This is a genomic window from Paenibacillus aceti, from assembly GCF_003614185.1.
Taxonomy (GTDB): Bacteria; Bacillota; Bacilli; order Paenibacillales; family Paenibacillaceae; genus Fontibacillus; species Fontibacillus aceti.
On record NZ_KZ987724.1, the window covers coordinates 4,620,831 to 4,639,230 of the forward strand.

The 18,400-nt window shown below is 45.8% G+C and carries 14 protein-coding genes; 8 read left to right on the forward strand and 6 right to left on the reverse strand.

Annotated features, from left to right (window positions below; all coding sequences use genetic code 11):
• Positions 1 to 5: 5 nt before the first annotated feature.
• Positions 6 to 878, reverse strand: a complete 873-nt coding sequence (locus BFJ94_RS20800; RefSeq protein WP_120464347.1) for a hypothetical protein — start codon at positions 876 to 878, stop codon at positions 6 to 8.
• Positions 879 to 999: 121 nt separating this feature from the next.
• Complete coding sequence (locus BFJ94_RS20805; protein WP_120464348.1) at positions 1,000 to 1,221, reverse strand: helix-turn-helix domain-containing protein; 222 nt, start codon at positions 1,219 to 1,221, stop codon at positions 1,000 to 1,002.
• 171 nt (positions 1,222 to 1,392) lie between these two features.
• On the opposite strand from BFJ94_RS20805, the gene BFJ94_RS20810 reads away from it, so the two are divergent.
• The 3 genes from BFJ94_RS20810 (at position 1,393) to BFJ94_RS20820 (ending at position 6,480) form a co-directional block, all read left to right on the forward strand.
• The gene (locus tag BFJ94_RS20810) at positions 1,393 to 1,686 is read left to right on the forward strand and encodes a DUF6809 family protein (RefSeq protein WP_120464349.1); all 294 of its coding nucleotides are present in this window, start codon (positions 1,393 to 1,395) and stop codon (positions 1,684 to 1,686) included.
• Positions 1,687 to 2,106: 420 nt separating this feature from the next.
• Positions 2,107 to 6,192, forward strand: coding sequence for an NACHT domain-containing protein (locus BFJ94_RS20815; RefSeq protein ID WP_120464350.1), 4,086 nt, complete (start codon positions 2,107 to 2,109; stop codon positions 6,190 to 6,192).
• Positions 6,193 to 6,318: 126 nt separating this feature from the next.
• The gene (locus BFJ94_RS20820; protein WP_162944357.1) at positions 6,319 to 6,480 is read left to right on the forward strand and encodes an HAD family hydrolase; all 162 of its coding nucleotides are present in this window, start codon (positions 6,319 to 6,321) and stop codon (positions 6,478 to 6,480) included.
• Between the two features lie 16 nt (positions 6,481 to 6,496).
• On the opposite strand, the gene BFJ94_RS20825 is transcribed toward BFJ94_RS20820, so the two are convergent.
• Positions 6,497 to 7,795, reverse strand: coding sequence for an arsenic transporter (locus BFJ94_RS20825; protein WP_120464352.1), 1,299 nt, complete (start codon positions 7,793 to 7,795; stop codon positions 6,497 to 6,499).
• 159 nt (positions 7,796 to 7,954) lie between these two features.
• Here BFJ94_RS20825 and BFJ94_RS20830 point away from each other — a divergent pair, with 159 nt between their 5' ends.
• On the forward strand, positions 7,955 to 8,674 hold the full coding sequence (locus BFJ94_RS20830) for a 3-ketoacyl-ACP reductase (protein WP_120464353.1): 720 nt from the start codon (positions 7,955 to 7,957) through the stop codon (positions 8,672 to 8,674).
• 243 nt (positions 8,675 to 8,917) lie between these two features.
• Here the strand turns inward: BFJ94_RS20830 and BFJ94_RS20835 are convergent, their stop codons facing one another.
• From BFJ94_RS20835 to BFJ94_RS20845, 3 genes are all read right to left on the reverse strand, one after another.
• Positions 8,918 to 10,471, reverse strand: a complete 1,554-nt coding sequence (locus tag BFJ94_RS20835) for a DUF4179 domain-containing protein (RefSeq protein WP_120464354.1) — start codon at positions 10,469 to 10,471, stop codon at positions 8,918 to 8,920.
• Positions 10,468 to 11,037, reverse strand: a complete 570-nt coding sequence (locus BFJ94_RS20840) for an RNA polymerase sigma factor (protein WP_120464355.1) — start codon at positions 11,035 to 11,037, stop codon at positions 10,468 to 10,470. The genes BFJ94_RS20835 and BFJ94_RS20840 overlap by 4 nt, the downstream gene beginning before the upstream one ends.
• Before the next feature lie 422 nt (positions 11,038 to 11,459).
• The gene (locus BFJ94_RS20845; protein ID WP_120464356.1) at positions 11,460 to 14,459 is read right to left on the reverse strand and encodes an efflux RND transporter permease subunit; all 3,000 of its coding nucleotides are present in this window, start codon (positions 14,457 to 14,459) and stop codon (positions 11,460 to 11,462) included.
• Positions 14,460 to 14,756: 297 nt separating this feature from the next.
• Between BFJ94_RS20845 and BFJ94_RS20850 the strand changes: the two genes are divergently transcribed.
• The 4 genes from BFJ94_RS20850 to BFJ94_RS20865 are packed head-to-tail and all read left to right on the forward strand — an operon-like array spanning position 14,757 to position 18,369.
• Positions 14,757 to 15,398: a YIP1 family protein gene (locus BFJ94_RS20850; RefSeq protein WP_120464357.1), complete on the forward strand. Its 642-nt coding sequence runs from the start codon at positions 14,757 to 14,759 to the stop codon at positions 15,396 to 15,398.
• Between the two features lie 27 nt (positions 15,399 to 15,425).
• Positions 15,426 to 16,487: an efflux RND transporter periplasmic adaptor subunit gene (locus BFJ94_RS20855; protein WP_120464358.1), complete on the forward strand. Its 1,062-nt coding sequence runs from the start codon at positions 15,426 to 15,428 to the stop codon at positions 16,485 to 16,487.
• The gene (locus BFJ94_RS20860; protein WP_120464359.1) at positions 16,484 to 17,173 is read left to right on the forward strand and encodes an ABC transporter ATP-binding protein; all 690 of its coding nucleotides are present in this window, start codon (positions 16,484 to 16,486) and stop codon (positions 17,171 to 17,173) included. The genes BFJ94_RS20855 and BFJ94_RS20860 overlap by 4 nt, the downstream gene beginning before the upstream one ends.
• Positions 17,170 to 18,369, forward strand: coding sequence for an ABC transporter permease (locus BFJ94_RS20865; protein ID WP_120464360.1), 1,200 nt, complete (start codon positions 17,170 to 17,172; stop codon positions 18,367 to 18,369). The genes BFJ94_RS20860 and BFJ94_RS20865 overlap by 4 nt, the downstream gene beginning before the upstream one ends.
• Positions 18,370 to 18,400: the final 31 nt, after the last annotated feature.

Sequence of the window (18,400 nt, forward strand, 5' to 3'; positions counted from 1 at the left end):
CTTTTTTATTTCGTATTAGGCCTTCTAATACTTACCCTTCGAACACTTTTTTTATTGTTATTAGTAGTCAATAGCGAAGCGAGAAAAACCACTAAGAAGTATACACCTGAAATAGCTATTAACAGATTTTGAAATTCACCCCAAATTGAAGAGGCCCTTCCCGTGTCATTTGCAATAAATAAATTAAGTGCAATAAGTAGTAATTGAACTGCAGAGCTATCTATGTATGAGTTAGGAATAAGTTCATTAATTAATATAATTTCAGCATATAAAGTAACTAATAAATTTATTAACCACATCAGTGCAACTTTGTAGTTTCCATTTATACTTTTTGGTATAAAGCCAGGGACGTTAATTGTATAGAACATATATTTGAATATTGTAATGTGATTTATATACATACAGATTAATAAAATAAATGAGTAGGGAGTGGTAATATGAATAATTCCTGTAAGTTGATATCCAATAGGAAGTAATGGAAGCATGAGACTTAAAAGAGGAATATCTCTGGATTTTGTCTGGGTAAAAGAAAAATAATAATCTATTAACTTTTCCCAAAAATTATAATAAATAATAGCTGAGTACATAATAAAAGTTGTGAAAAATACGGAGGTAATAATTGAAAGCCACCAAATAAGGTGATTTTGTACTAATAGAAATGTACCTATAAGAGGCAACATTAAGAATACGATAAAAGCAATCTTTGCTATTCCAGACCTGTTGCTCCAGAAATATCTCACAGAGATAATAAGATTTCTCTTTAAAGATATTTTTATAGAAGTTTTACTTATTTTTTTAGGTGTGTAATTATAAAAAGTAATAAAAATGGAGAGTATGCAAGCTATAATTATAATAACGAAAGTTAGTATTTGTTTCATAATGCCTCCTTGATTATTTTTGAATAAAGATGATAATTAAGCCTCTTAATATTGCAATCCGAGCGAAGGATCCAATAATGTCAGTGTTTCTTGATGTTTATGACAAAGAATATTAAATAACTTATTCATTCCCCTCCACCAACTCAATAATCTCCCGGATATCACTAATATCCAGAGCCTCCGCGATTCTTTCAATATGACTGAAGTTGATGCTCTCACGCTTACCGTTGGCGAGTTCACTTAGTGCAGCATGCCGGACATCGGAAAGTCTGGATAACTCCCTCAAGGATATTTTATATTTCTTGGTTAGCTCCCCGATTTTCACGACAACTTTCTTTCCCATTTCAATCACCTCTAATCAATTTATTCCCAGCTTGACTATACGCATAAGCGTAACGTACAATGTTTGTATGGGTGGTACGCATATACGTAACATATTTATTTGAGATTATTAGCAAGGGAAGTAGTAGTTCTTGATCTATACTTTGCTACATTTAGAAAGGAGGCCTACCCCATGCCACCCTTACTCGAATCCCTATACCACGGCCATCTGAACCCCGAGGAGCAGGTGGTCCCTAAAGATCCGGAATATCGCCAGTGCAGAAGAGAGATTTCTGAAGTTATGGAAGCGTGGAATAAGAAGTTGTCCGCTGAGGAGTTTGCCGAGTTGGAGGACCTTATGAATTTGCAGTATAAAATTCAGGGGCTGGAGATGTCAGCGGCTTTTAGGTACGGCTTTAGGCTAGGAGCGGCCATGCTTATTGAGGTACACTTCGGGGACGGGGTGGAGCAGAGGGACAAATCGTAGAATAGATTGATCCAATGATTAAAATGCCCGGGTGCTTTGACACCTTTCGGGCATTTTTTCTGTTTTTCCACAAGGTAATCTTTATCCTTACATGTCGGTTTGCCATAGAAATAGGAAGGATTTCCCTAATTATTTGTCGAAAATTATCCCCAAAGACTAGAACTTCAGATGCATAGTACGTTGGCATGATGATGAACTACACTTCGCTAAAAGTGAGTGTTCAAAAAGTCTGGTTTTCAGCACCGAGAAGGTTGGATGAAGCTAGGGACTGAGGAGCGGAGAGTACGTAGTTTGTACGTGAGCACCGGAGGGCCCGGCTGAATTCAAGATTCGATGCCGAATAGCTTACCTGATTCACTTCGTGATCAAAAGCGGACTTTTTGAACAACCTCTAAAAGTAAACGGAGGAAGCCATAGGTTATGAAGAGTGTCATTATTGAGGAAATTATTAGTGGTCTGGGCAAGTCGGCTGCAGACCTTGTGAAGGATAAAATAATGCAGTCAAAATTTGTCCGCGATCTGAAGGAAAAGTGGGTTACAGATAACTATCACAATAAAACTGTAAATATATTTAAGGCCGCGGTGATCGATGCGAAAGATGCTGTGAAGCTGCCCGATGATTTGTTTTGTGATTTGCTTGAGGATTCTGTCAATCGCGATGAAGTATTCCGTTGGATTCTTGAAGGCATAAGGCCTGGACAGATGGATAAGAGCAGGCTTAATACGACAGCGTATATGGAGTCCTTTCCAAGGTATCAAGACCATATATACCCTTTCTTCGAATTAATACTTGACCGTTTAGAACATTATAAAAAAACGCATTGGAGCCCGGAGTTTCTGGAAATACTGCATCAAATAGAGGAGATGAAGACGGCAAATCATGAGGGGTTCAAGTCGTTATCCGATAAGCAGGATAGGATGGAGTCCAAACAAGATAAGATAGCAGCTAAACAGGATCAAATGTATGAACTGCTTCATGACAAACTGGAAGACCAAAAAAAGAGGTATACTCCGGAATGGTTTGAAGGTAAAGCTAGAGAAAACATAAAGAATATGGGGGAGCGTTACTCTGAAGAGTTAAATGTGGAAGTACAGACATCGTTAATGATCGATGCGATCGAGCTGAATGATAAATTCAGGAGCCATATGATAGAGAGGTGCGACAGCATATTAGCAGGCGGCTTCTTCCGAAATATAGACCAAGTAGACCAAGTGATCACTACAAGTCTGGAGAAAATAAAAGAAATAAAGCGGGACATGGAATCGCTTAATGATCTGAAAGTATGCCTGCCGCGATTGGAACAATGCGTTAAGGACTTGAAAAGTTATCTTGATAAGAATCCGCATAATATCGGCAGCGGGCCATTAAGATACGAGGTCAACGACTTCTACTCCAAGTACGTGGACAATGATAACAGTCTTCTTCGAATAGCGTTGAATCCTTACGTAGTGATATCTGGAGAGGCAGGCGCCGGTAAGTCTCACTTCATGGCAGATCAGGTACGGAAGAGAATAAACGCCAATAAGATGAGCATTTTTCTGTTAGGTCAGTTATTTCATTCAGAGGATACCATTCTGTCACAAATCAGAAAGCAATTAGTCATTGCAAGTGATGAAGAGATGGAAGCTGTATTTGAAGTGTTTAATGATTACGGGGTGGCTAAGGGGGAGCGCGTCGTCATTTTCATTGATGCTCTCAACGAGGGAAAAGGTAAACATTATTGGCTGAATTCGCTGGGCGGCTTCGTCGAGAGGCTAAGAAAGCTTAACAACATAGCCTTAGTGATGAGTGTGCGAGATACCTATGAGGATGACATCATACCTGAGGGATTCTATAAAAGAAATAACGTGAACAAATATAAATTTGAAGGGTTCGATGATCTGGATCAAGCCATTCAGGAGTTCTTTAATTACTATCAAGTGCCGCTGGTTTTAAATGACTATCTAAATTATGAATTCAAAAATCCTCTATTCTTGAAAATGTACTGCATGGCATACGATCAGGTTAATAGATCCGGTACGGAGAGCATTGAAGGTATTTTTAATAACTATTTCAAAAAGATCAATCAAGACTTGAAATTAAGGATCGAGAACTACCCGAAGTTCGGAAATTTGGTCGTTGAAGCTTTGTACTATTTTATTGATACCAAGCTTAAGCACAAGGGCAGCGAATCCTACCTTTTATACGAAGTGGCTTCCAGGGAAGTAAATCAGTCCATGATGCACCATGGACTAGGCATCAATTTCTTTGACGAGTTAATTAATGAGAAGATCATTACAGTGAACCCCATAACCCAAAACGGGGAAGAAAAGAATATTGTCTATATCGCTTATGAATTATTTGAAGAGTACATCACCGCCAAGAAGATTATAGAAGCGAATAAGGTTCACACCTATACTAAAGCACGGGACCTAGAAGATTTCTTCTCGGATCAAAACCGCTATTTTCATTTGCTCTCCGATCGGCGCTCGAATCAAGGAATATTTCAAGCACTAGCCGTACAAATACCAGATGCGGTATCACCAGAGTTTATAGAGGAATTCGAAATGTATCATTGGCCGAAACGCATACTGAAGTACGAGGAGATTGACTTTAAAGAGGCCTACTATAATAGCCTTACTTGGAGAAGACCGAGAGGAATCAATGGAATATCGCATTCGTATATATTAAATGAATCTCTATATAAGAGCTATTCTGAGCCATATCAAATGTATGAATTCTGGGATATAGTACTAAAATATACGATTGTAAAAGATCATTACTATAATGCGAATTTTCTGTACGAACAATTAATTGAACTTAAGCTTGACGAATTTAACGCTTTCTGGACGGTTTATGTCAGTAAACGCTTTGATCAGAATGACAGCTTCAAGACGATCATGAAGTGGGCATGGAAAGAGCATGCGGACCCATCTCAGCTGGATGATGAATCCATACAGTTATTAGGGATGAATATTGCCTGGTTTATGGCAAGTACATGTGATCGCGTAAGAGATGTTTCTATGAAAGCCATGGTGAAGCTCTTTACGAACCGGATCGATATTTTGACAGGTATTATCAAGAAGTTTGAAAGGGTTCAAGATGCCTATATATTAGAAGCGCTATTTTGTGCTGCCTATGGATGTGTGATGAATACTCGCTGCATGGATCAAGTAGAAGGCTTGGCCTTATTTATCTATGAGGAGTTTTTTGACGGGAAGGAAATTATTCCTCATGCCATGATTCGCAACTATTTGACTGGGATCCTGGAATTTGCACTGTCTAAGGGGCTTTGCAGGAATATTCATGCCGATGACATCAAACCGCCGTTTCAGAACCGGTATGTATACCATGAAGTCAAGCAGGATGTAATTGACGATCTTAGAAGAGAACCCTCTGATGCAGAAATTAGTAGGTTGGATCCGTATGATTCTTACCAGAGCCGTGTTCTAGATTTAGAGATGTATTTTACATATCAAACCAACATCATTGATGATCTTCAAGCCTGTTATACTAACGTTCCTAATCAATACGGGGATAGCATCCATTTTCAATCAGTAGAAATCATTGATCAGATCTTGCCAGAATGCAGGGGCAATTTCGTTCGAATGGTGATCAAGGAAATCTTTCAGATGGGCTACAATTTTATTAAATTCGGACAATTTGACTTAAGTGCTGATCATCACCAGATTGACAGCTTAGGACAGAAATATGAATGGATAGCCCTAAATAAGGTTCTCACTATTTATTTGGACAGCAAGCAATATATATGCCAGAGATTCTCCAAAGACTTTCCGGTAAAGTTCGAGGGGGTCTGGCAGTTTACATTCTTCAGGAAAATGGATCCAAGTATCGACTATTTTAGCCCTTTTGACACACGGGATTATCAGCATAAAAGAACAATAATGACAATTGAGGATTTATGGAGTCAGTTTCGTTCGTATGCGGAGAAATCACTATATCAGATCGATTGGATCGCTGTGAATCGGATTGAATATACGGTGAATAATGAACTTCACAGTACAAGACCTTTTCTGATCAATAATAGTGATATAGAATCATTTAAGCGTTATATACAAGATCCTAATAATCTGCAGCAGCAGAAACCGTTTGAGGATTTATATGTAGGAGAAATTTATTGGTCAGAGGCTTATAAGAGCCTGTTAAATGAATTGAATACAGGAAACTGCAATAAATTGTATGATATGAGGATCACTGATACCTATTTATGGGATATCAACGATGGTGCCATGAACAACTATATTGAATTCAGTATTTTATCCCCGATGATGCTAGCGGAATTAAAGCTTTCAATTGGCAGCCATGTCTTTGAGCTGGTCGATGAGAATGGTGAACTAGCAAGCCTGCAGTTATATGAACATAATTACGACAACCTCCTCCTATTGAGGAAGGATAAAGTAACCAGATACCTAATACGTTCAGACAAGGTGATAGGTTGGCCTGTTATAAATGGCGAGGATACTAGAATGATCATTTTTGATGGGTTACAGTTCCGGATCGATTAAGGATTTTGCAAAAATCATACGTGCCCCTGTCCCTCATGAGAGCAGGGGTGCTGCTATGAAGCGCCAGTGAAATCCAACGTTTCTAATGTTGCAGTGATCTCAGCATGATGGAGGTTTATAGAACCCGTGAGAATTTTACATATTGGAGATACCGTATCCGATGTCGTCGGAGCCCAAAGAGCCGGCATCCAGGCCTGCTGGATAAATCGGCAGCAAGCATCCTGGACGCTTGAAGCAGCTCCGGACTATACGGTTCGAAATTTGAAGGAGATTAGAGATTTACTTTAGCATGAGAGAACCCTCCCTAAAATACCACCAACGTCAAATACAGCCCCAACAACGTCACGAACAGAATCGGAATCGTTAGTACGATCCCTGTCTTGAAATAGGTGCCCCACGAAATATGAACGCCCTTTTTGGACAGGACGTGCAGCCAGACCAGGGTTGCCAGAGAGCCGATGGGGGTGATCTTGGGGCCGAGATCGGCGCCAATGACGTTAGCGTAGACCAGGGATTCGCGAAGCACATCGGAGGTGCTTGTCTCTGCAATGCCCAAGACGCCGGTCATGACGGCGGGCAGGTTATTCATAATAGAAGATAGAAATGCTGAGATGTACCCCATAGCCATGGTGGAGACGAACAGCCCCTGATCTGCGGCAGCCTGAATCACTGTGGCTAGCACTTCGGTCAGTCCAGCGTTTCCGAGACCATAGACGACGACATACATACCAATGGAGAAGACGACGATGCTCCAAGGTGCGCCTCGAATGACGGCTTTCGTATCGACCGCCTGGCTCCTTCGAGCCATTCCCCAGAAGAATAGCGCGACAGCGTCAGCAATTAAGGACACCGGGATATGAATGAATTGGCTAACCAGATAGCCGATTAACAGAATCGCAATGACGTACCAGGAGAGGCGGAACATCCGCAGGTCCTTGATGGCCTCGGCCGGTTGCTTCAGCTTGGATGCATCATACTCTCGTGGGATGCTCTTGCGAAAATATATCAGCAGCACGACGATCGTTGCCGTGAGAGAGAACAGGTTAGGAATGATCATTCTGGCGGCATACTGCACAAATCCGATTTGAAAATAATCAGCAGAGACGATGTTCACCAGATTGCTGACAATCAAGGGGAGTGAGGTCGTATCCGCAATGAATCCGCTCGCTATGATGAAGGGGAAGACCATCTTCTCCTCGAACTTAAGATGCCGGACCATCGCCAGTACGATGGGCGTCAGGATTAGGGCGGCGCCATCATTGGCAAAGAAGGCTGAGACGAGCGCCCCTAATATACTTACGTAGACGAACATCCGAATGCCGTTGTTTTTTGCGGCCCTGGCCATATGTAGAGCAGCCCATTCGAACAAGCCGATCTCGTCTAGAATGAGCGAGATCACAATAATTGCGATGAAGGTCAAGGTGGCATTCCAGGTAATCTGGACGACTTCCCATACGTCGCCAAATCCGACAACGCCGGCTATTAGAGCCAGCACTGCACCGCCACAGGCAGACCAGCCGATGTTGAGGCCCTTAGGCTGCCAGATGACCAAAGTGAGCGTAATGATAAAAATGATAATTGCTGCCGTGATGTTGAAGACCATAATGCTATATTTTCCCCCGAACGAACAAAGATGAAATTTCCGCTCTCCATTGTCTCACTTCGTTCTTTTTTTGTATATATGAAGTTTTGGTTATCATTATATAATAGAAAATAAATAGGTAAACTTATTTATTAGAAGCAAATATGGAGGGAATTAGAGATGCAGCTTACCAATAAAACGGCCATCATTACTGGAGCAGGAAAAGGGATCGGAAGATCAATCGCAATCGCTTTGGCGAAGGAAGGCGTAAATCTCGGCTTGATTGCACGGACAGCCTCTGATCTCGAATCATTGCAAAATGCTTTGCAGACGGAGCATTCCGTTAAAGTATTCATTGCGACAGCGGATATTTCCAATCAGCAAGAAGCCGAAGCGGCCGTACTGAAGCTCCAGGAGCAGCTTGGTTCCGTAGATATTCTAATCAACAATGCGGGAATCGCGCAGTTTGGCACATTGATGGACATGGAGCCAAGTACATGGGAACGAATTATTCAAGTGAACTTGATGGGGACTTACTATGTAACGCGTGCTGTACTTCCATTCATGCTGGAACAAAATAGGGGAGATATCATCAACGTGGCTTCCACTGCTGGTGAGCGTGGTTTTGCTACAGGCTCCGCTTATTGTGCGTCCAAGTTCGGCCTTCTCGGCTTAACGGAGTCTCTATTGCAGGAAGTTCGCAAATCGAACATTCGGGTAGTTGCTCTCACCCCTAGTACGGTTGCTACGGATCTAGCGGTTAATGCCGGACTGAAAATCGGGGACGAAGATCGGATGATGCAACCAGAGGATGTTGCAGAACTAGCACTGGCTACCTTGAAATTGCCTTCCCGTGTGTTTATTAAAACGGCAGGTATTTGGACGACTAACCCGCAGTAGGAAGCATGGACATCTAAATATCAGAACCCCGCTCTTATGGTGTGGATCAGGCTGTCGACATTCAACAATCGACAGCCTTTAATTTGAAATATGGTAACCTGAATAGGGATTCTTCCCGTTAGCTTAACAAAATGTTTGATCCATCGTGAATGGAATTAAGTTCTTGTCACCCGACTGAAATTTAGTATGTGATAGCAAAGAAACACGCCATTGAAGGCGTGTTTCTGATTTAGGCCTTGCTGTTCAAGGCAACAACGAAACCGTATAATCACGGTTCACCGAAATTGAATCTCCGGTTCGGGACAGTGTGAGCGTATACTGGTCTAGCTTGGGCGCTGGAATATAGACGTTCAGATGATCCGACTCGAGGTAATCCTCGGCAATGCCGAAGCCATTCACATGGAATGACTTCATGTCCTCCCTTTGTTTTTTCCTGTAAGCATCGTAAGCTTCGGTTTCTTCTTTATCCAATTTCTCCCTAAGCATCTCCTCTTCTACGATACCAAAGGATACGCCTTCCAGCCTCTTCTGTTTGGGACTGTCTTTTTTGATCTTCAAATGCAGATACCCTTCGGGAACGTAGTCCGCTCCTTCAATAACGATTTCCTTATTCTTAAAATGTATCGTACGCGGGAATTCGGCGTTTAAAGACAACTCCAACTTCTCGCTTGGCTTGAATTCGCCTACCTGAAGACTTCCAATATGAAGCGTCAATGAACGGACATTCGGTTCAAAATAAACGGACGATGAGAACGGCAATTGCAGCTTTCCTCCCTCATAATACAATAGACCTGATCCTGAAGGATCGTACCGATACTCACGGCCTTGATCATCCTTCAAATACGGGGCAGTCTCATCGTCTCTCGGAAATTCGTAGTACCATCCCTCAGGTCCTTTCAAAATCAGATTCATCGTCGTCGGTTGAATCGTCAACTTTTCCAAGCTCAGTTCCTTCAGATCAAAATCACCAACAGGCAGCGCCTGCTTCGGTTCTAGCACTTTATTGTGCAGCAGCTTGTCAGGCTGAATCGACACTTTAATAGTCCCCATTTGCTGGATATCTAAATTACGTTGCTCATCGGTAACAGTTCTTTTGGTAACCTCTAGCTCAAGTTCGGTGCCCTGCTCCAAAAACTGCTTAACCACGCCATCAGATAACTGATACTTATACGTTTCCTGCAGCACCGGTTTCCCGCTGCTATCGGCGGTCGTAATGACAGACGAAGAGGTCGTCGATCCTTGGCCAGCTAAGGTTTTGATTGGAGAAATCCAGATCGATACCGGACTGCTCCCATCGGTTATATCGAATGCGTCAGTCTGAATGAAGCTTTTGAACAGCAGCTCCTCTTCCGTCAAATAGATGTCGCTAATCGTAATAATCGTGCCGTCTATCTTCATTGTCACCGGGTCGATTGGTATATAGTCGTGGTTCATCGCCGTTTGGACACCGTCTTGCTCCCGGATATGCTCTAGCCAATCGATAGCGATATCAATGCCAGGCACACCTCTGACGAGCGAAGCAAAAGCAGGCGATATGGTAACACCTGCGAAGAACGTTACCACTAAGATCACCGCCACAGCCGTGCCTTTGAAGACGACAGGAATCTTCCGCCGCTTGGACCGTATAGATACAATCGATTGCGATTCGATCTTCGCGTTGCCATCCAGCGTTAGCTCGCCCCGATCGAATTTGCCGGGCAGCTCCTCCGCGAATTGAAACAACGATTCGGGTACCGAAATCGTTTCCAACGCTTTCTCTAAACCTGCTTTCAAATCCGTATCACGTTCTCTACTCATATCGTCAGCTCCTTTGCTTGTCCTTGCGCCTGTTGAAGCGTAGCGCTGAGTTTTCGTCTGGCATGATATAGCCGGGACTTGACCGTGCCTTCTTTAATGTCCAGAAGAGCGGCGATCTCCTCGATCTTTAGTTCCTGAAAGTAATACAACCCGACAACGATCCGCTGATTCAGCTCCAGTGTAATGATCGACTCGAACAGCCGCTCCGACTGTTCCTTCCGGAGCAAACTTTCAAGTGGTGTAGAGGCCGCATCTTGAATCTCCATGCCATCGATATCTACGGTAATTTTATATCCCTGCTCTTTCCTCGCGATATCAACTGTCCGGTGAGCTAGCAACCGGCTGAACCAACCATAAAGTTTGTTAATTTCTTTACCGCTCACGATCGTCGAATACAATTCAATGAGTGCGTTCTGTACCGCTTCCTCCGCCAACGGCTTGGATTGCAGCATCATATATGCGGTCCGATATGCCTTCGGGATCAGCGGATTTACCAGCGTCCGGAAAGCGTCTTTATTCCCCTGCCTTATCTCATCCATTAGCCGCTGTTCGTTCTCCACTTCCATGATGTGTCCCTCTCCTTTCTCTATATAAGGCGTAAAGAACCGGGTTTCGGTTCAATTATTTCTCGTAAAATTTCAAAAAAATTCATACCGTCTCGGGGGAAACAAATGATCTTACATGAATCTGTCTGTTCGGACGGCATTGATTCACGAACATTATCATTCGAAGCATAAAAAAACACGCAAGATCGGCGTGTTAGTGGATATAAGTACGATAACTATTTTACATCCAGAAAGACTAAGAAGCAGTACACGGACTATTACATTAACAAATATCAAAGCAGAAGACACCAGTGCATTGCATTTTACGATTGAGCTTACCGCAGTATTCAATCTTTGATACATATGGAAAATACCAAAAAAGGAGCGATTGCCCCCTTAATATGGGGATCGCTCCTTTTCGTATGCAATCTAACGCCAGTTGCTTACGCTGCCTTCTTCACTCCCAGCTTCCGCTCCTTAGCAGAGCGACGGAAGTAGAACAGCTCGTAGATCACCGGGACGATGATCAACGTAAGCGCCGTGGCGGCGGTGAGGCCACCGACGACTACGATGGCCAGGCTCTGGGAGACGATGCTGCCTTGCTCGGAGTGGCCGAACAGGAGCGGCAGCATGGCGCAGATGGTTGCGATGGCGGTCATCAGGATCGGCCGCATCCGTGTGCCTGACGCTTCGAGCAGCGCCTCGCGGATGGTCAGATGCGTCTCGTTCTGCTTGACGCGGTCGATTAGCACGATGGCGTTCGTGACGACGATGCCGATGAGCATCAGTGCGCCGAATAGGGCAGTGAAGTCTGGTGTTATGCCAGAGATCAGTAGGCCAGCGACGGCGCCTATGGCTGCGAGCGGCAGGGAGAACATGATCGCCAGTGGAGCACGCAGCGTCTTGAAGGTGATGACCATGATCAGGTAGACAAGGCCAATCGAAATGATCGCAGTCATGCCCAGATCCTTGAAATCACCAGCCTGGTCGACAGAAGCACCGCCAGCATAGAGATTCACACCCGAAGGAAGTGTGATACCATCGGTTTCCTTCTTAATAGAAGCTCCAATCTCGGAGACCTTCTTCGGGTCAACCTCGGTTGTGATACGTACATACGGTTTGCCTTCCTTGCGGTACAGGGTAGCTGGCTCGTCGCGGACTTCAAGCTTCGCTAGCTGGGACAACGGCTGTGGTCCTGTGGCGGTCATCAGGGTGATGTTCTCCAGATCCTGTTGGGATTCCGGTTCGCTGAGCGGAGACAGCACGACATTTGCTGGTGAGCCGTTCAGCTCCATCTGTCCGAGTGGAATCGGATTCAGCACGGCGGCCAGTTGCATCGTAAATTCCTGAGCATTGGCCTTGGCCGGATCAACTTTGAATGAGAAGACGGGCTTCGTATCCTCCATATTGCTGGAGACTTTACGGATACCTTCGATGGTCTCTACTTTATCCTGCACCTGGTTCGCTACTGCCGTGATTTCCGACAGATCGTCCCCGGTAATATCGATGTATTCGCTAGTTGATCCTCCCCCCATAAGGCTCTTCGGGTTCGCCGACAGTATCGCTTCAGGATATTGGTCTTGAAATCCTCGAACCTTGTCCACAAAAGCGTTATTATCCGCCTCCTTCTTCATGACAATCGTGAAGTTCACCAGGGTCGTTGAGTTTACGCTGCCCCATCGGGCGGCATCAGCGCTATTCCCAGATTGCATGATGACTGTCTTCGCTCCAGGTAGCTCCATCAGCGTCTGTTCGAGCTTCTTGCCCTCGCTTAGTACTTCAGGCACTGGAGTGTCATTCGGATATTTAAGTTGAACCGCAATGAAACTGGCGTCGGAAGCATCGAGTGCTGCCTTAGGCATGTTGATGTAGGCGGCGATGCTTCCGACCAGAATGATCATGCCGAGCAGCAGGGACACCCACTTGCGGTTCAGGTTCCAATCCAGGAAGCGGCGGAACCACTTCGAGGGTTCATGCTCCTTCATCGCCGTATTCCGCAGCAGACGCGAGGTGAGCAGCGGCACGACGGTCAAGGCTACGATAAGCGAGGTGAGCAGTGAGTAAGTTACCGTCAGGGCAAAAGGCAGCAGGAACGCCTGCAGGCTACCCCGCAGCAGGCCCATCGGCAGGAACACCGCTACGGTCGCTATCGTTGAAGCGGTAATGGCCCCAGCAACCTCTTTCGTGGCACTGATGATCATCTCGATAGAGAAGGATTCTTTTTGCAGTCTGCGGTAGATGTTCTCAATAACCACGATACTGTCATCCACCAGTCGGCCAACCGCCACAGCTACGCCGCCCAAAGTGATGATGTTCAGGGTAACGCCCGAGAGGTCTAGCAGATATAGCGTAACAGCCAGCGACAGCGGGATCGATACGACGGTTACCAGCGTGGCGCGGAAATTACGCAGGAAGATCAGGATGATCACTGTGGCGAACAGCGCCCCGAGCAGGACCTCCCGCATCATGCTGTTGACGGAATCGACAACCATGCCAGAGGTGCTGATTACGACCTCGGCCTTGGATCCTTTGACATTCTTGTTGATATCTGACAACGCATCCTCTACCTTCTTGCCAACCTCTACCGCGTTAGCGTTAGCTTCTTTCATGATAATGACGAACAGCACATCCTCACCGTTGGAGCGACTGACGCTCTCCTGATCGGCTTTGATCTCTATCGTTGCAATATCCTGCAGCTTTACTCCATCTGCAACGGGCAGAGTCTTCAATGTATCGATGCTATCGATCGAAGAGACGACGCCAATGCTTCCGGTCTGTCCGCCGATCGTCTGCTCCCCGATGGAAGCCGCCACGCTGCGACCCTGGAGCAGCCCCGTCATTTGGGCAACGGATATGCCATTTGAACCCATTTTCTGCGGATCGAGCTTGATTTGAACCTGTGGGGTGGTCTTCCCATAGAGTGACACATTCGCGACGCCGTCAATCTTTTGCAGCTTAGGGATAATGACGGTTTCAGCTGTCTCCAGCGTCTCCTCGGTAATCCCATCCTCGAAGGCTAGCGTAATCTGAGAGACCGGAATCATCGATGTATTCAGCTGAAGCACATAGGGCCGCATTACTCCCTGTGGGAACTGCAGGGAATCTACCGCTTTTTGCACTTCCTGTGCAGCATCCTTCATATTCGTCTTGGAATCAAAATGAATGTTCACCTGCGCATATCCATCTCCCGAGGAAGACATCATCTCTGTCTTTCCCTTGACCATAGATACCGCCGATTCAATCGGCTTGGTGACATTCTCCTCCATGGCCTGCGCGTTCTGTCCAGGCCCAAGTGTCGTTACGGTGACTTGCGGATTATCCGCCTCCGGCATGAATTCCATCGGCAGAGAGGTGTAGCTCATCACTCCGACGACAAGCGCCAATACGATCAGCAGCCCCGCGGCCGCCTTATTGCCGAATACCCATTTGGTTAACCAACTCATTGTTTTTTCTCCTTCCACTCCCTCATATTTTGCTGATACGGTTGCCGCTTGTTATGTATTTTCTTCTCAACGGTTATTAGTGTAGTGTTTTTCAGGGTATGACAACACGGGCATGCGGATGGTTATTTTCCTCCGCCTCTAGACGGAGAGGACCCCCGACCTGAGACGGGAATATGGGAAAGGCTACTGCTTCATGAATCCTATTCATGATATCATCGTACATATAGGTAGAATGCAACTGAATGATACATACATAGCGATGAAAATGATGAACCATAAAATGAGGAGGGAACTAGTTTGAAAAATTTGCTCACGATTTTTGTATCTCCGGAGGTTACTTTCCAAAGAGTTAAAAGCAGTAAGCTGGCTTGGTTAACTTGCATGATTGTGCTAATGGTGTTTTCGTGTCTGATCATTTACCTGCAAATGCCGATTTTACAACAGATAACGCTCGACAGCTTTAAGAGTAATCCACAGATTTCTCCGGATACTTATGACACTTTGGCTGCTAGCAGTAAAGTAATTAGTTATATCACGGTTGTTATCACTTCGGCAATCTCGATATTCATTGGTGGTCTTCTGTTCATGCTGCTAAATTTAATCGTTCGCGGTGAAGCCAAGTATATGCAGCTTGTGACAGTTTCCGCTTTTGCAGCTCTGCCTGGCTCGATTGGCGGTTTGTTGACAGGGATTTTACTTAAGGCCACGAACGCTCAGACTCTAAATGATATATCGATCAGTTTAGGGGCGCTCGTTCAGGATAAAGGGAGCATGCTCTTTAAGGCTCTATCTATTATCAATCCTTTTAGCATTTGGACTTTGGTCTTGTATATCATCGGCGCTTCTGTGATGATGAATCGTTCTAAGAAGCAAGTGGCTGTATGGATTACTATTGTCTGGCTTATTTTTTCTTTCGGTTCATTACTGTTGGTTAAGTAATAGATAGAAGATAGGAGTTGAGGTTTTTTGTTGAAGAAGAAGTGGTTCTGGGGCGTTATATTAGGCATTGTCATTATCGTACTTATATTTGTGAATCTGCGAGGCTTGAATCGTACGCAAAGTGTAACGACAGCCGAGGTGACGGAAGGCAAAATCGTTGAGCAGATCTATACGAACGGCAGGTTGGAGCCGATCAAGTCGGTGGAGGTCTTCTCGCCAGTGGGCGGTGTCGTTCAATCGCTTAAGGTCAAGGAGGGAGACACGGTTACCGAAGGGCAGCCGCTGTTGACGCTGAAGATGGATGCCGTGAAGGAGCAGCTCGAGAAGGAGAAGCTCGGTTTGGAGCTCACGGAGGCAGAGCGGATGACAGCCAAGAAGCAGCATTTTGACAAGTTTAAGGAGCAGATGGCCGTGGACCCTGATCAGACAGTGGATGAACTGGATCTGACCTCCTTTGATTTGAAAATTCGCAGCAGCCAGCTGAGTATATCTGCCTTGGAGAAGCAATTGAGCAATAGTACGGTATATGCCTCGGCGGGTGGTATAGTGACCCAGGTGACTGTGAAAGAGGGACAGCTCATGCCTGAGGGCAGCCAGTTCGTTACACTCGCTGATCTGTCCTCTTACAAGGTGAAGGCGAATATAACTGAACTGGATGCGGGTAAGGTATCCATAGGGATGAAGGCAGTGGTGACTGGTGAATCGATCTCAGGTACATATCATGGAGAGATTACTTATCTATCCCCGACTGCGGTGCTTACTGATGCGACTTCCAAGGATGCTTCCGTTGTAATGGAAGTGACCCTTACGGATAAGGATGCGGAGCTGCGCCCTGGTTATAATGTGTCTCTCGAAATAGAGCTCCCGGACAAGCCGCGTACACTCGTCCCGATCGAAGCCGTGAAATATGAGGGGGAGACGGCCTATGTGTTCAAGATCGAGGACGACAAAGCCGTCAAATCGATCGTACAGATCGGCAAAGAGGGGGATGAGCAGGTCGAGATCACCACGGGGGTGTCCAAGGGAGACAGAATCGTCGTGGGAGGCGCGGATCAGCTTCATGATGGCGATAAGGTGAAGGTCGAATGATTACTCTAACGGATATTACCAAGGTATATAAAAATGGTTCGCTCGAAGTTCAGGCACTCAGCCCACTCAATTTACAGGTGGATCGTGGAGAATTCGTGGCGATTATGGGCACCTCAGGCTCTGGAAAATCGACACTTATGAACATTATCGGCTGTCTGGATGTACCGACCTCCGGCAGCTACAATCTAGATGGTGAGGAAGTCCATACCCTGAACGAGGATCAGCTGTCCAGAGTGCGGAACCAGAAGATCGGCTTCGTATTTCAGAGCTTCAATCTGCTGGGGCGGCAGACTGTGCTGCAGAATGTCATGCTTCCAATGATGTACGCAGGGATTCCCCGCGAGACAGGAAAAGAAAGAGCGCTGGAGCTGTTGGAGAGGGTCGGCTTGAAGGATCGCGTGAAGCATCGCCCTACCGAGCTCTCCGGCGGTCAGAAGCAGCGCGTCGCGATTGCCCGTGCGTTAACGATGAAGGCACCGATTCTATTAGCTGACGAACCGACCGGGAATCTGGATACGAAATCCTCCTATGAGATTATGGATTTATTCAAGCAGATTCATGCAGAAGGGACGACGATTGTGCTGGTCACGCATGAGCCTGATATCGCTGAACATGCTGACCGTGTGCTACTCTTCGGGGATGGCAAGCTGCTCAAGGATACACGCAAAGGGAGTGTGAGTCCATGAGTATTTGGGAGAGTATCCTCGTTGCCCTGGACAACCTGAGGATCAATAAGCTGCGCTCTTTTCTGACGATGATTGGCATCGTGTTCGGCGTGGCCGCCGTTGTTACCGTCGTATCGATCGGCCAGGCGGGACAGAAATCGATCATTTCCGCCGTATCGAACTATAAAGATGGATATTTTGTCGTATATAACAATTATGCGGACGGATCATCCAGGAACGATGTTGAGATCCGGCTTCGGGATTTAAATGAGGTCGCTAAGCTGCCAGGGGTCAGACATGTCTCTACTTCGATTGGCTATCCGACGATGGCGAAGCTGAAGAATGAGAAGCTCAGGTTCTCAATAAACGCGACCAAATCGGACATGACGAAGATGATGAATCTGGATATCGTGGCTGGCCGATTCTTCAGCAGTCAGGAGGAGAGGGGCCGCCAGAAGGTCATCATTGTGGACAGTAAATACGCGACAAAAGCCTTCGGCTCTGAGGCAGGTGCAGTGGGAAGAAAGATAGCTCTGTCGGAAGGAACCTACCGAATTATCGGAGTGTATAAGCCGCAGGAGAACATTCTGAGTGGGATGGAGGGAGTACGTTACTCGGGTTATATCCCTATAACCTCCATGCCGCGGGGTGAAGATGGAGATAATATACGCTTAGGCGTCGTTGAAGTTCTCGCTTCACCACCCGATAATATGGATCAGACTGTGAAGGATGTCAAAGAGTGGTTCGCTAAGAAGAACAATACGGATGTTGGGCAGTATCTATCTCAGACGGGAAGAGAAGCGGAGAACATGGTGTCCAGTACATTTAGTATTCTGCAGACGATCATCGGGTCCATTGCGGGCATTTCCTTGCTGGTCGGCGGTATTGGCGTAATGAACATTATGCTCGTATCGGTAACCGAACGAACGCGAGAGATCGGAATCCGTAAAGCCATCGGCGCTACCCCGGGGACGATCATGGTGCAATTTATGATTGAGGCGGTTATCCTGTCCTTTATCGGCGGGGCGCTCGGGGCATTGCTAGGTCTGTTGATCGCCTTCATATTTGCCATGATAACCGGCTGGCCGTTCGTGGTGAGCGTTTGGGCGATAGCTCTCGCCTTTGGCTTCTCCGCCGCAGTAGGTATCTTCTTCGGTCTATACCCGGCCAATAAAGCGTCCAAGCTGCATCCAATTGAGTCGCTGCGTTATGAATAGAAGTCAAATAGATATAGACTAGATCGCTTTA

Bases quoted from the DNA above. Each gene is read 5' to 3' on its own strand.
- BFJ94_RS20845 (WP_120464356.1), bottom strand. From the start codon at position 14,459: ATGAGTTGGTTAACCAAATGGGTATTCGGCAATAAGGCGGCCGCGGGG.
- BFJ94_RS20830 (WP_120464353.1), top strand. From the start codon at position 7,955: ATGCAGCTTACCAATAAAACGGCCATCATTACTGGAGCAGGAAAAGGG.
- BFJ94_RS20805 (WP_120464348.1), bottom strand. From the start codon at position 1,221: ATGGGAAAGAAAGTTGTCGTGAAAATCGGGGAGCTAACCAAGAAATAT.
- BFJ94_RS20835 (WP_120464354.1), bottom strand. From the start codon at position 10,471: ATGAGTAGAGAACGTGATACGGATTTGAAAGCAGGTTTAGAGAAAGCG.
- BFJ94_RS20860 (WP_120464359.1), top strand. From the start codon at position 16,484: ATGATTACTCTAACGGATATTACCAAGGTATATAAAAATGGTTCGCTC.
- BFJ94_RS20810 (WP_120464349.1), top strand. From the start codon at position 1,393: ATGCCACCCTTACTCGAATCCCTATACCACGGCCATCTGAACCCCGAG.
- BFJ94_RS20815 (WP_120464350.1), top strand. From the start codon at position 2,107: ATGAAGAGTGTCATTATTGAGGAAATTATTAGTGGTCTGGGCAAGTCG.
- BFJ94_RS20800 (WP_120464347.1), bottom strand. From the start codon at position 878: ATGAAACAAATACTAACTTTCGTTATTATAATTATAGCTTGCATACTC.
- BFJ94_RS20825 (WP_120464352.1), bottom strand. From the start codon at position 7,795: ATGGTCTTCAACATCACGGCAGCAATTATCATTTTTATCATTACGCTC.
- BFJ94_RS20840 (WP_120464355.1), bottom strand. From the start codon at position 11,037: ATGGAAGTGGAGAACGAACAGCGGCTAATGGATGAGATAAGGCAGGGG.
- BFJ94_RS20865 (WP_120464360.1), top strand. From the start codon at position 17,170: ATGAGTATTTGGGAGAGTATCCTCGTTGCCCTGGACAACCTGAGGATC.